The sequence below is a fragment of the Pseudomonas sp. DSP3-2-3 genome, assembly GCF_049898225.1.
GTDB lineage: Bacteria > Pseudomonadota > Gammaproteobacteria > Pseudomonadales > Pseudomonadaceae > Aquipseudomonas.
Genome location: NZ_JAFCXH010000007.1, coordinates 195,784 through 209,620, shown reverse-complemented (window position 1 = coordinate 209,620; position 13,837 = coordinate 195,784). Strand labels below are relative to the sequence as shown.

At 58.9% G+C, this 13,837-nt stretch carries 10 protein-coding genes and 1 pseudogene; 3 read left to right on the top strand and 8 right to left on the bottom strand.

All coding sequences use genetic code 11. The annotated features are described in order from the left end of the window. Positions 1-4: 4 nt before the first annotated feature. The 8 genes and pseudogenes from nosR to ACP7E4_RS11110 all read right to left on the bottom strand — a co-directional run bounded on the left by nosR (position 5) and on the right by ACP7E4_RS11110 (position 9,539). The gene (gene nosR, locus ACP7E4_RS11145; RefSeq protein WP_426114730.1) at positions 5-2,185 is read right to left on the bottom strand and encodes a transcriptional regulator NosR; all 2,181 of its coding nucleotides are present in this window, start codon (positions 2,183-2,185) and stop codon (positions 5-7) included. Positions 2,186-2,294: 109 nt separating this feature from the next. Next, entirely contained in the window at positions 2,295-3,683 is a 1,389-nt protein-coding gene (gene hemN / locus ACP7E4_RS11140) for an oxygen-independent coproporphyrinogen III oxidase (RefSeq protein WP_426114732.1), read from the bottom strand. A 26-nt stretch (positions 3,684-3,709) separates the two neighbouring features. After that, positions 3,710-4,801 (bottom strand): annotated as a pseudogene (locus ACP7E4_RS11135) (coproporphyrinogen III oxidase); the annotation flags it as partial. A 120-nt stretch (positions 4,802-4,921) separates the two neighbouring features. Further along, complete coding sequence (locus ACP7E4_RS11130; RefSeq protein ID WP_426114734.1) at positions 4,922-5,365, bottom strand: CopD family copper resistance protein; 444 nt, start codon at positions 5,363-5,365, stop codon at positions 4,922-4,924. A 178-nt stretch (positions 5,366-5,543) separates the two neighbouring features. Further along, complete coding sequence (locus ACP7E4_RS11125; protein WP_426114736.1) at positions 5,544-6,443, bottom strand: LysR family transcriptional regulator; 900 nt, start codon at positions 6,441-6,443, stop codon at positions 5,544-5,546. Positions 6,444-6,547: 104 nt separating this feature from the next. Next, positions 6,548-7,690, bottom strand: a complete 1,143-nt coding sequence (locus tag ACP7E4_RS11120) for an FAD binding domain-containing protein (RefSeq protein WP_426114738.1) — start codon at positions 7,688-7,690, stop codon at positions 6,548-6,550. Between the two features lie 55 nt (positions 7,691-7,745). Then, complete coding sequence (locus ACP7E4_RS11115; protein WP_426114740.1) at positions 7,746-8,858, bottom strand: alkene reductase; 1,113 nt, start codon at positions 8,856-8,858, stop codon at positions 7,746-7,748. 36 nt (positions 8,859-8,894) lie between these two features. Then, entirely contained in the window at positions 8,895-9,539 is a 645-nt protein-coding gene (locus tag ACP7E4_RS11110; RefSeq protein WP_426114742.1) for a DsbA family oxidoreductase, read from the bottom strand. A 287-nt stretch (positions 9,540-9,826) separates the two neighbouring features. Here ACP7E4_RS11110 and ACP7E4_RS11105 point away from each other — a divergent pair, with 287 nt between their 5' ends. The 3 genes from ACP7E4_RS11105 to ACP7E4_RS11095 are packed head-to-tail and all read left to right on the top strand — an operon-like array spanning position 9,827 to position 13,814. Further along, positions 9,827-11,101, top strand: coding sequence for a c-type cytochrome (locus tag ACP7E4_RS11105; RefSeq protein WP_426114744.1), 1,275 nt, complete (start codon positions 9,827-9,829; stop codon positions 11,099-11,101). Beyond that, entirely contained in the window at positions 11,098-11,562 is a 465-nt protein-coding gene (locus ACP7E4_RS11100) for a (2Fe-2S)-binding protein (RefSeq protein ID WP_426114746.1), read from the top strand. Before ACP7E4_RS11105 ends, ACP7E4_RS11100 begins: the two co-directional genes overlap by 4 nt. Continuing rightward, entirely contained in the window at positions 11,559-13,814 is a 2,256-nt protein-coding gene (locus ACP7E4_RS11095; protein ID WP_426114748.1) for a molybdopterin cofactor-binding domain-containing protein, read from the top strand. The genes ACP7E4_RS11100 and ACP7E4_RS11095 overlap by 4 nt, the downstream gene beginning before the upstream one ends. Positions 13,815-13,837 lie beyond the last annotated feature (23 nt).

Genomic DNA, 13,837 nt, shown 5'->3' with positions numbered 1-13,837 from the left:
AGCTTCATTCAGGCGCGGTCACTTCCACGACAGGTATCAATTGCGCCCCCACAGGCGTGGGTTTGCCGCGCTTCTTGCGCTTGTTGACCAGCGGCGGGCATTTGTTTTCGTTGTGATAGGTCATCTGGCAATCGAGGCAGTAGTGGCACTCGTTGGCATTGATATGACCATCCGGGTGAATTGCCTGGATCTCGCATTCCTTGGCGCACAGCCGGCAAGGGTCACCGCACTCCTTGCGGCGTTTCAGCCAGTCGAACAGGCGAAATTTGGTCGGGAACGCCAGCGCCGCGCCCAACGGGCAGATGTAGCGGCAATAGACTTTGCGCGTGAAAATGTTGATGACCAGCAGCGCTACCGCGTAGAGGACGAACCACCACTGGCGATCGAACCTGAGGGTGATGGCCGTCTTGAAGGGTTCCACTTCGGCGAACATCTCGGCGGTGGCCATCGACTCCAGGGAAATCCCGAAGAGCAGCAGCAAAATGATGTACTTGATCGCCCACAGCCGCTCATGGACCGCGAAAGGCAATTCGTATTGGGGAATCTTCAGCTTGCGCGCGGCTTCGTTGATCAGCTCTTGCAAGGCACCAAACGGACACAACCAGCCACAGAACACTCCTCGGCCCCACAGCAGAATGCTCGCGGCAGTGAAAACCCAGAGCATGAAGATCAGCGGATCAGTGAGAAACAGCTCCCAGCGAAAGTGTTCAAACAGCGCATGCACAAAGGTCAGCACGTTGACCACCGACAGCTGCCCCAAGGCATACCAGCCCAGAAACACCACGGTGAACAGCAGGTAGCCGCGACGCAGCCAGTGCAAAAAACGTGGCCGGCGGGTGAGCTTGTCCTGCAGAAACAGGATCGCAGTCAGCAGCAGCAATGCGCTGGCAAGTACCGCGATCTGAAAGTATTTCTGATACCAGATGGTCAACCACATCGGCCGACTGGCTTCCTCGATGGCAGCCAGTTCCTCGGCACTGGGTGCTGGACGCGCGAGGTATTGCTCGGGCATCTGGTAAGCCAACTCGAAGCTGCTGAAGGTGCCGCTGACCGGCCCCGTCTGACGCCGAACCAGCAATTCCAGGGACCAGGGCGATCCCGGATCGAATCCAGCTGGTTTGCGGACAATGAAAATCGACATCTCATTAAATTCGGGCATGCCTTTGGCAAACACGTCAGAGAGCCGCTGATGGTCCATGTCGCGAAAACTGATGACATTGCCGAACTGGCGCAGTTGCACCCGATCGAAGATCCCGCCGCGCACGTAACCCGAGCCCTTGTAGGAATACAGCCCACGACCCAGAACCGCGATGGCCTGCTCGCCCGGCTTGAGATCCTGCATCAGCAAGCGATATTGGTTGTCGCCCAGCAGCGCCCGGCCAATGGTCGGCGGGTTCAAGTCGGCGGTGTACAGCTCGATAAAGGTGTCATCGACCTGTTCAGGGCCGGCACTTTCGACGCCTTCGGCTTCGGTGCCCTTGAAGGCGGCATCGACTTGCCCACGGGTCAGGTTCAACCGGCGGATCGCGCCGTTACCGGTCAGTTGCTCCCAGGTGGCCGGCTCGAAAAAATCCTCGCGGACCGTGGCGGGTTTGTTCACCACCCCGCCCTTGTCCTCAATCAGCTTCAGCGATACGGCCACCTCATGGGCGGCACGCATGATCACCTCGTTCACCACCATCGCGGTGACCGTTGCGCCGGCGATTGCATCTACCGTGACCGCGCTGGGGTCGCTGGAATGGCCGACCACCACTCGCTGACTGACCTTGATCCCTTTGTATCTGCCGCTGAAACCGTGAAGTTTTTCTTCGGGGATGCCGATCAGCAGAATCGGTTCGTGGTGCTCCAGCACATAGGCATCCTGAATCACGCCAGCGGTGTCGAGGATTACCTGGGTATTGATCGGCTTGCCCGAATAGGCCGGAATATCCACCACATCCAGGCTCTGGAAAACGTATCCGAGGACCTTGCCGGCGGCAGACAGCGTACGCACTTTGTAGCGGCCTTCGGGCGCGGAAACCGCATCGGTGCCGGGGAAGGTCTTATCGATGCGCTGCTGCTCGATGTCGCCGTATGACTTGGCCTGAACCGCCGTGAACGTCGAGATCAGCAGCAGAACCATCACCACCAGCCCGACGCTCCAGGCGTGCCGCTTGCCATGTATCAAAGGCTGATGGATTGTCATGGGTTCGCTGATTTCAAGGGTCTTGCGCGCATGTTAGGGTGCGTTGCGCACCCTGCCCTTGATTGAAATCAACTTGATGGAATCCGTTGCGGTAGAGCGCCTCGCCACCTCAAACGGTGCGGGAAAACCGGCCTTTCTGCTCGCCGCCCAGATAGGCATCAAAAGCCATCGCCGCGCTGCGCATCATCAGATGCCCGTGGGGTAACAGCACCAGCGAGTCGTCGTTAATTTGCAGCAATCCATCGCACACATGCTCGTCCAGTTGCGCCAGGGCATCGGCGAAATACTCGGTAAAGCAGAAGTCATGCAGCGCTTCAAATTTGCCGAAGTCGATGCGGCCATGGCACATCAAATCGCTGATCACTTCACGGCGCAGTTGATCATCGGCGCTCAACCGATAACCCCGATGCACCGGCAACAAGCCTTGATCCAGCCGGGCGTAATACTGTGAAAGCTCCTTGACGCTCTGGCTGTAGCTGTCGCCAACCTTGCCGATCGACGACACGCCGAGACCGATCAAATCGCAATCGGCGTGAGTTGAATAACCCTGGAAATTGCGCTGCAACGTGCCATTGGCGCGAGCCAACGCCAGCTCATCGTCGGGCAAGGCGAAGTGGTCCATGCCGATATAGACATAACCGGCCTCGGTCAAACGGCGGATGGTCAGTTCAAGCAACTCCAGCTTGCGCTCCGGTGGTGGCATATCGGCCGGACGAATCAGCCGTTGCGCACGTACCAGCTCCGGCAAATGGGCGTAGCTGTAGGCGGCAATCCGGTCCGGACGCAACGCGATAATCTTGCCGAGGGTGACATCGAAACTGTTCACCGTCTGCAAGGGCAGACCATAGATCAGATCGACGCTGATCGACTTGAATCGCGCCTGGCGCGCCGCAGCGACCAGCGCGTAAATCTGCTCTTCACTTTGCAGGCGATTGACCGCGGCCTGCACGTCGGGGTCAAAGTCCTGCACGCCGAAGCTCAGGCGATTGAAGCCCAACTGGCGCAACGACTGAATCTGCTCGGTGCTGATGGTGCGCGGGTCGACTTCGATGGAAAACTCATGGTTATCGCTGTCATCCATATCAAACGCCTGGTGCAGACAGTCCATCAGGTCAGCCAGCTGTTCGCTGGTCAGATAGGTCGGCGTACCACCGCCCAGGTGCAGCTGGGTGAGTTTGCGCGAACTGTCGAACAATGCGGCCTGCATGACGATTTCACGCTTGAGGTAGGTCAGGTATTCGACGGCGCGGTGGGTTTTCTGGGTAATGATTTTGTTGCAGGCGCAGTAGTAACAAAGGCTCTTGCAGAACGGTATGTGGATATAGACCGACAAGGCCTTGGGCACCGCCGCCAGGTTGCTGTCGCAAGCGGCACGCTGATAGTCGTCGACGGCAAAAGCCTGATGGAACTGCGGCGCAGTCGGGTAAGAGGTATAGCGCGGCCCCGGACGGTCATACTTTTCGACCAGGTCGCGATTGAATTCAAATGAAGTTGTCATGATCTTTCCAGTTGCAATGGGGCTCATGCCTCGCAGCGCCAGCCACGACTCGTTGGCAATTGATCCCTGTCCAGTTGCTGCTGATAGCGCCGCAGATCGTCGGTATTTTGCGTATACACATTGTCGATCTGACTGATAGCGCCCAAACCTAACCCGATATGGTCGCAATACCCATGACGGGTAAATCCCTCACAATTACGCCGCAAGCGGCCGCGCTCCTGAGCAATCGCCAGATCGTCATCGTGCCGGACAAACTGCCCCAGGCCGATGTAGTGATAACCAGCGCCGATCAACTGTTCGAAGTAGATGCGGCGCATGGCGTCCTTGTTTTCCTGGCTGCACGCGGCCCTGGTTCGGTCTGCGGCCCTCAGCCGATAGCGTTGGGGTGGCCGGGCATAGTCAAAGACCAGCAGCCGATCCGGCTCCAGTTCGATGATGGTTGCCAGCTTCAGCGCAAAACTTTCGGGTGTTTGCCAGGCGTTGCCATACCCCAGATCAACGTTGATGGAGCGGTAACCAAAGGTCCGGGCGGCATCGACCAACGAATGGATCGGAGCCGGATTCTGGTAGCAAGCCCCCGACATCTCACGGTCCACGCCGATGTCCGGAACGCCGATGCTGACCTGGTTGAACCCCAGGTCACGGAGCACGCCCATGGTCGACCAATCGGTATGGTGCACATCCACCTCAATGCTGTTGTCACCACATTCATGGCCGAGGAAGTTGAATCGGCGACGAAGATGGCTCATCAGCCGCCGCAGATGGGCAACGGCCGGTGTGCCGCCTCCCAGATGAAACTGCTCGACCCGCTGTTCCGGGCCTAGGTGACAGCCGACGAGGTTGATTTCATGTTCCAGACACTGAAGATAGCGTTCGATACCACTGTGCCCGGATGAGCTATCGCGAGGGGAACCAGAGGAAGGCTTCAGGCTGGACGGCAGCTGCACATTCAGCGATAGCGGGCGGCCTCTCTTGCGGCTGACGCGCAAGGCACGCAGTAAATCCAGCGAACCGATACCTTCATGGAATTTTTCAGTGTCAACATGGCCGTTGGGATCGAGCACGCTTTGCTCACACCGAGCGTTGAGCGCGCCGGGATCGTGAAATAAATTGAGCATGACGGGTCTCCGAGACAGGCTGCGGACCACCAGTGTCGGGGTTTGGCGCCCGATGCTCCTTGACTTGTATCAAGCATGAGCAAAGTGCTGGTTGCGCAACGGACCTGCGGGCAAGTCCGGTCACCAGGTCAGATAGAACATGCCCTTGGCCAGCAGGACGATGACGACCATGTGGCAAAACAGGCTGCCATGGATGAAATGCAGGAATCGAGCTTTCATCCGACCGGTTTTGAACAACGCCATGGCGACCAGGAAATGCAGCAGGACGCTGACCGCGACCACGATTTTCAGCATCAACAAGGTGCCGAACGATGAGGCCATGGGTGTGGCAAGGACCGGCAAATAACGCAACCAGACCATCCCCAGCCCTGCACCGAACAACACCAGCAGGACCCACGGAATCAAGGCGCGGGCGCGTCGACCGATGCCCTGTTCGACCAGCAGCATAACCTTGACGGGCAGCTGTTTGCGGATAGTCTCCAGGAACAGGACTTCGAAAAACACCGTGCCAATAAAGATCAGCGCGGCGAACAGATGCAAGGTGAGAAACAGCGGATAGAGCATGGGGGTTTTCGCTCTCGATACAGCAACAGGACTCACTCACAGTGAGGAATCCACTCGCGCGTCCACTTGACCGCCTGAGTTCCTCTGCAGGATACAGAGCACGCCGATCCTGGCGTTTGACGCCAATCAAGATGACGCGCAATTCTCAGCAGGATCCACGGTTGCCATGGTGGGGATATCAGGGAGCGAGTATTTCCTTGAGGAATTCTATGAACACATTGATGCGACTGGAGCCGCGATGATTGGGCAGATACAGCGCATTGATGCAGGTACTTGCACTGCCCGGATTGACTTCGTACTGCTCCAGCACGCGGGTCAGGCGACCTTCGCCAACGTCGTCACGCACCAGCCAGTCGGCCAGCAGCGTCACCCCGCCACCGGCCAGTGCCGCTTCCCGCAGAATGTCGGCATTGTTGCTCTGCAGCCGTCCCTGCACATTCACGCGTATGACTTCCTCATCACCCTGGAACGTCCAGTTCTGGTGTCCGGTGCGATAATCAAAACGCAGGCATTGATGCTCCAACAGGTCACGCGGGTGTCGCGGCAGTCCGCTACGCGCAAAGTAATCGGGACTCGCCACCACCCAACGCTGAAAATCACCCACCCGCTTGCTGACGATGTCATCACTGACGACCGATGAACCAAGACGCACGGACACATCGATTTGCTCGCTGAGCAGGTCAGTCACCTCATCGCTCAGCGAAAGGCTGATCTCCAGACCAGGATGGCGATCAAGCAAGCGACCCAAATGGGGAGCGATGATACGTCGGCCGAATTCCACCGGAACGCTGGCCCGTAAACGCCCCTGGACTGCGCTGCCACGGTCGGTCACTACAGCATCGGCTTCGTCGATTGCATCGAGGATTGCCACCGCTTTCTCGAAGTAGTTCTGCCCCGCCACCGTGACGCTCGTGTTGCGCGTGGTGCGGTTAAGCAGGCTGGCACCCAACTCGGATTCCAGCGCCGCCACCTGCCGCGTCACTGACGAAGTGGAGATGCCGAGCTTGCGCGCCGCTGACGAATAACCACCACAGCGTACGGTTTCGACAAACATTTTCAGCGCCAGCAACTTATCCATAGACGGAGTCCGAAATTAAAACGTAAAGATAACCACTGTGCATTGCCATGCAGCGGGAGTCTTGCATGGATGTGCTCAAACGGTAGCGGGTGTGGCCTGGAGAATCAGGATCGGGTGATGCCCATGATCCGATTGCCCATACTGACACCCCAGTCGCCCATGCGCTTGCCCTCGCCAAGTTGTTGTTGCTCCCAAACCGACAGTGCTTTGTCGATATCACCAATGTCGTCGATCGCCTGCGCCAGGCACAGTGCGTTCCTGGCCGCCTTGGCCGTGCTTCCGGCTGTGTGTGGGCGCGGCACAAAGGCGGCGTCGCCCGTCAGCAGCACGCGGCCAAACACCATTTGCGGCACTTCGAGATCAACGATCGCCTGTACAAAAATATCCCGGGTCTGCCGAATCAATTCACGAAAAGCCGGGTTGGTATGCTGCTCACCCATTTCCCGTATGTAAGCCTCCTGCTCAGTTGCCAAGGCCCCCGGTGGAATGGAGTGGGTACGCCGATGGCCACTGTTATCAGTGAGCACAGCATCCAGCTCCCGCCCTTGCGCCGCGTTCAAATACCAGACCCAGTTGAACCGTCGCTCACCAGGATTAACGGAGCCGTTCAAGCCTGGCACCATGTACTCCAGCATCAACGATTCAGGTTCCTGCTGAAACACAAAATCCTCGTAAAGCTGCGCTTTGGCGAAGTCTGGAAGTCTGGCTTCATCGACCAGTCCACGCCAGACCACATACCCCGAATAGGTATATCCGGTCCCAGGCAACACCACACTTCGCACGGTTGAACCTGCGCCATCGGCGCCGATCAACAGGTCCCCATCGGCGCGGCTGCCATCTTCAAAAATCGCCGTCACCCGTTGCTCATTTTGAGTCAGGTCAACCAGCGTCTTACCCCGGTGATAATGCTCGGCAGGGAAGACAGTGAATAATGCGTTGTACAGCGTGTTCCAGGATGTCTGGGTTTGTGGCATCGGCTCTTTATGGACGACGCTACCCGCTCGATCCAGATACAGACGATCATGTGAGCGGACACCGAGCGCGTTAGCAGGTTTGATGCCTGCATAGCGAAGATGGTGCAAGACATCCGCTTGCAGAACGATGCCACCACCTCGGCTATCCAGTGCGGCGGGGGATCGCTCGAAAATATCCACTTGCCAGCCAATTGCACGCAAGGCCGTGGCGGCAAATAAACCACCCAGTGAGCCTCCGATGACCAGGGCCTTCGGAATATCTGGACGCTTCATAACCTTCTCCTCGTAAAGTGCGGATGCCCCCATGGCATCTGGATTTAACGCTGCGTTATGCCAGCGCCGGATAGTCGATGTACCCCTTGGCGTCGCCGCCAAAAAAACTGTTGCCATCAGCCAGGTTGAGCTGGGTACGACCACGCAAGCGAGCAGGTAAATCGGGGTTGGCAATGAACGGGCGCCCAAACGCGATGAGGTCGGCACGACCCTCCGCGATTGCCTGCTCTGCGGTTTCGCCGGTGTAACCACCCGCCAGCATCAGTACGCCGTGGAAGTCAGTGCGCAGCTGCTTGATGATGGCGTCCCAGCGTGGATCGTTACTTTGGTCGAGCACTGTGCCAACCATCATGGGTTCTACCAGATGCAGGTAAGCGAGGTTCCAGCTATTGAGCCGGGAAGCAATGTAGCCAAAGGTTTGTTCTGGCGTGTCATCGCCCATCCCCATGAAACGCCCCATCGGTGTCAGACGTACAGCAACGCGTTCGGCACCTATTTCCCCGGTCACGGCTTCCACGACTTCAAGCAGTAAACGCGCACGGTTTTCGATACTTCCACCGTAGGTATCACTACGTTGATTGCTGGCGCTGTTGATAAATTGGTCAAGCAGATAGCCATTACCCGCGTGAATTTCCACACCGTCCATACCGGCCAGGAGCGCATTGCGCGCGGCCTTGCGGAAGTCGGCGACGATCGCTTCAATCCCCGGAATGTCCAGTTCCTGAGGGACAGGCACATCACCCCAGACGCCCTCGCCTTTTTCATTCAGGATGAAGGTCTTGCCAGGCACCGGCTGCGCGGTCGGCGCTACCGGCAAGCCGCCGTTGGGTTGAAATACCGGGTGTGACACCCTTCCCACATGCCAGAGCTGCAGAAAAATGTGCCCGCCTTCGGCGTGCACGGCTTCGCTGACAGCTTTCCAACCCTGAATTTGCTCGTCGCTATGGATACCGGGCGTCCAGGCGTAACCCTGGCCCTGCTGCGAAATCTGCGTAGCCTCGGTAATGATCAACGCGGCACTGGCGCGCTGACGGTAGTATTCGACGTTCATCGATGTCGGTACGTTGCCCGGTTGGCCCGCACGTGAGCGAGTCAGAGGGGCCATGGCGACGCGGTGATCAAGGGTGAGTTCGCCGAGTTTGAGTGTCCTGAACAAGTGATGAGTCATGATGATTTCCTGAATGGATAGGGACTGAAAAGCGGCTTAAGCTGCATGACTTCGCTTTAGTATCTGGATCATTATTCCGCTGGGCTGGGCACCACTGATAAGGTCATCTGCGATCTGAATACTCGGTACCGAGCGCACACCGGATGCCTTGGTTCTGGCTTCGAGCTTCAAGACTTCAGCAGTGCCTTCATCGGTATTGAGAAAGTCAACAATGGCCTCTCGGCCCAGGCCGATTTCGGCCGCGATGTCGGCCAGCACATTGAGGTCGCCGATATCCCGCCCCTCGCCGAAGTACCCCTTGAAAATGGCCTTGACCAGCAAGGAAGCATCTCGACCCGCCTGTTGCTCACGCCATACCAACCGATGGGCTGCCAGGGTGTTGGGGGTCTTTTCGACTCGCTCATAATCGAACTCCAGACCGACTGCCTTGCCGGCGTGGGCGACCTGGGCGTCCATGGCCTGGCTACGCGCCCAACTGCCGAACTTGCCAGAGCGATAGGCTTTACGGTCCATGCCTCGAACAGGCATGTCCGGGTTCAATTGATAAGGCAGGAAGGTTATGTGGCGGTCAGTCGAAAAATCCGAGGCGACAAGCGCGCGTTCGAGATTTTCCTCCCCGATCCAGCACCATGGGCAGATGAAGTCGTAAGTCACCTGAATATTGGTTGAGTGCAAACTCATGACGGTCTCCGTGGTTGAGTGTGTTGACCTCACCACGGTAGGCGCCCAGGCCCCGTCAGAAAATCCATCTGCTGCGCAACGTTGTTTTTCGCGAAACGCAACGACAGGGCGATCACTGCGCCGACGGACCAGCGTCGTTGCACCTTGCGCAATATAGCGTTGCGCCTTGATGGGGTACCCCATCACAACCGCCCTCTCTAAGCTCACCCCACAGGAAAATCGCCGTACGCCAATTGCTCGCGGTGGATTGAAAAATCTGTCGTTAACTCAGCTCGAGAGGTAAGGCGATGAAGCGCAAGACGATCATCGGTGCCGTACTGGCAATTGGTGTCGTGGGGATAGGGTTTGCATTCTGGATGATGTGGAGGCCGGAAATTGCCCCTGTCAGCCAGCCTCAAAGCGCGGGTCGCGAAACCCTGGACAGAGGCCGACAAATTGTCGAAGCGGGAGACTGCGCGGTCTGCCACACGCGGCCAGGGGGTGCGTATATGGCGGGAGGCCTGCCGCTGATAACGCCCTTCGGGACACTCTTCACCACCAATATCACCCCGGACCGGGATACCGGTATCGGTGAATGGTCGCTGGAGGCGTTTGAACGGGCCATGCGTCAAGGCATCGCGCGCGACGGGCACTTTCTCTACCCGGCCTTCCCCTACGTGCATTACCGAAAGATGAGCGATACCGATATCGCGGATGCCTATGCCTTCCTGATGAGCGTGGACCCGGTCAACTACACCGCACCTGAAAACCATATGGTTTTCCCCATGAATTTCCGTGCGCTGGTGTCTTTCTGGAACTTGTTGTTCCTGCATGGGGATCCGCTGCAACCACTGCCCGACCGCTCGGCACAATGGAACCGCGGACGCTATCTGGTCGAGGGCCCCGGACACTGCTCATCCTGCCATTCGCCTCTGAACCTGATTGGCGGGGAGCAAAGCAGCGAGCTGTTCAATGGCGGTATCGTGGACGGCTGGACGGCCCCTGCCCTGCGCGGAATGGCCGATGCGCAACAGCCCTGGAATGAAGCCCGGTTGGTCGCCTATCTAACGGGTGAGGTCGCTGAAGGACACGGCGCAGCGGCGGGCCCGATGTTGCCGGTCAGCCTGAGCATCGCGCAGTTGCCGGCGCAAGACGCCCATGCCATTGCGCAGTACATTCTTGACCTCAAAAAAACCTCATCGGATGCGACATTGCCGCCCTGCGCCCCTGAGGCCAGGCGCAGTGCCAAGGCACTTCTGGGCGCCTCGTTGTTCGACGGGGCCTGCGCGAGCTGCCACGGCAGCGCCGCACCGATGCGCGCCATTGAATCAAGGCCTGCCCTGGCCAATACCTCGGCGGTGATGGCCGACTCGCCACGTAATTTGATCCAGACCATTGTGCAGGGCATTCCGATGTCCACCGCCGCACCCAGCCATTACATGCCTGCCTTCGCCAATAGTCTGGACGATGCCCACGTGGCCGCGATTGCCGAGTACTTGCGCAACGAGAGCTGTGGCACCCGGCCCTGGACGGACCTGGACAAGACAATCAAGAGCATTCGGGCTCAGGAGCAACAACCGTGATCACACTCGACATCAACGGCAAGACGCATGAACTGGACATCCCGCAGGACATGCCGTTGCTGTATGCCTTGCGCAATCAGGTGGGACTCAATGGTGCCAAGTACGGCTGCGGCTTGGGTCAATGCGGTGCGTGCACGGTTTTAGTGAACGACAAACCGGTGTTTGCATGCCTGACACCGTGCGGTGCGCTGGAGGGCAAATCAGTGCGTACAGTGGAGAGCCTCGGCAGCGCTGACCAACCGGGGCCGCTGCAAAAAGCCTTTATTGACGAACAGGCGGCGCAGTGTGGTTATTGCATCGCGGGGATGATCGTACGGGCGCAGGCTTTGTTGGAGGCCAACCCTCACCCGGATGATGAAACGATCCGGCGCCACATGGCGCCCAACTTGTGCCGTTGCGGCACCCACGTGCGGATCCTCGCCGCTATCAAGTCGGTCATCGCGCAAGGGGCCAAGGTATGAAAGCCGCAACGCAAAGCGTCAATCTGAGCCGCCGCGCCTTTGTGATAAACGGCGCGTTGGTGGTGGGGTTCGCGATGCTTCCGGGTATTCCGCGTGCCTTCGCTGACACCGAGGTGGACACCTTGGGCACGGAGATCCTGGCACCTGATCTGCCGGGCAGCCTGCGGGCCACGCCCTATCTGGACGCCTGGATCCGCATCGACGCGAAAGATGGCATCACCGTCTACACCGGCAAAGTGGAACTGGGTACCGGGGTCAAAACTGCGCTTTTGCAGATCGCCGCCGAACGCCTGGAGGTGCCCCCAGGGCTCATCCGTTTTCTCACCGCCGACACCGCGCTGACACCCAATGAAGGTTATACCGCCGGCAGCCATACGATCGTCGACAGCGGCACCGCGCTTTTCAATGCTGCGGCCCAGGTGCGTCAGCTGTTACTCGAATCCGCGGCACGGCAATGGCAGGGCAACATCGACAGCCTGACCACGCGAGACGCCCTGATCTACGATGCGCAAGGCCGCAGCATGACCTACGCCCAAGCGGTTGTCGGGGTTCAACTGCATCGCTTCGCATCGGTCAGCTCGCCTTTCAAACCAGCCGACCGCTTCACCCTGATCGGCACATCATTGCCTCGCCTGGACATTCCAGCCAAAGTCAGCGGCGGTGCGGCCTATGTGCAGGACATGCGCCTGCCCGATATGCTGCACGCCCGTGTCATACGTCCACCCCGGCGCGGCAGTCAGTTGCTGGCCATCGACGAGGCCGCCCTCAAAAAACTCCCCGGAGTGGTGAAACTGGTCCGCGACGGCAGCTACCTCGCCGTGGTCGCCACCGATGAATGGCTGGCGGTCAAAGCGATGCGTGAGGGCTACGCCACTGCACGCTGGACAGAAGGTAATCCGCTGCCCGACTCAGCACATATCCATCAACTTCTCACCGAGTTGCCAGCACGGCACTACCCGGTGAGCGCCAAAGGCAACCTCACGCAACAGGCGCCACGCGCCTATAAGGCACGGGTGACCAAGCAATACCTCATGCACGGTTCAATCGGGCCGTCCTGCGCAGTGGCCTGGTTCCAGCAGGGAACACTGACCGTCTGGACTCACACTCAGGGGGTCTATCCTCTGCGCTCGGGGATCGCCGAGATGCTCGGCCTGCCGGTGGCTCAGGTGCGTTGCATCCACGCCGAAGGCTCCGGTTGCTATGGTCACAACGGCGCGGATGACGCCGCAGCCGATGCCGCGCTGATCGCCATGGCCATACCTGGCAAGCCGATACGGGTGCAATGGATGCGCGAACAGGAAAATCTCTGGGAGCCCTACAGCTCGGCGATGCTTGCCGAAGTGGAAGCGGGCCTGGACAACAGCGGGCGCCTTCGTGACTGGAAATATGAAATCTGGAGTACCCCGCACAACGAACGCATCGTCAATGCCGGGCGTCTGTTACCGGCGTGGCTGTTAGCGAGGCCATTCACCTCTGCCCCGTCGGTCCCGATCGCCCAACCCGAGGGTGATGGCGACCGCAACGCGGTTCCGCTGTATGAAATACCCAACCTAAAGGTCGATCTGAATTTCGTTCTGACCATGCCATTCAGGACCTCGGCCATGCGTTCGCTCGGTGCCCATATCAACGTGTTCGCCATCGAGAGTACGGTCGATGAACTGGCAGCGCAGGCCGGCGTGGACCCAGTGCAATTTCGCCTGAATCACTTGAGCGATCCGCGCGCACGCGCGGTTGTGGAACGTGTGGCCAGCGCCTTCGGTTGGCCGCAAAAGGCAGCAGGCCCCGGCAGCGGAATCGGTTTCGCCTTCGCTCGCTATAAAAACATCATGGGTTACTGCGCGATCGCCGTGCAGTTGCATGTGCAGCGCCAGACCGGGCAAGTGACAATTGATCGGGTGGTTACCGCCGTCGATGTGGGACAAATTGTCAGCCCCGATGGTCTGCTCAATCAGATCCAGGGCGGCATTGTGCAGTCCGCCAGCTGGACGCTCTTTGAACGTATCCTCTATGACGCCAGTGGCATGCACAGCTTCGATTGGAGCGGCTATCCGATCATGCGTTTCCCCGAGGTACCGGAGCAGGTCGAGGTGCACATGATTGATCAGCCGGGGCAGCCGTTTCTTGGTGCGGCAGAAATCGTCCAGGGTCCGATGGCCGCGGCGCTGGGCAACGCCATCAGCGATGCCACCGGCAAGCGTCTGCTGGACCTGCCATTAGCGCGGCGTGGCTGGCAAAATACGCCGGGATCATGAACGATCCCGGCCCGTTTCAAAGA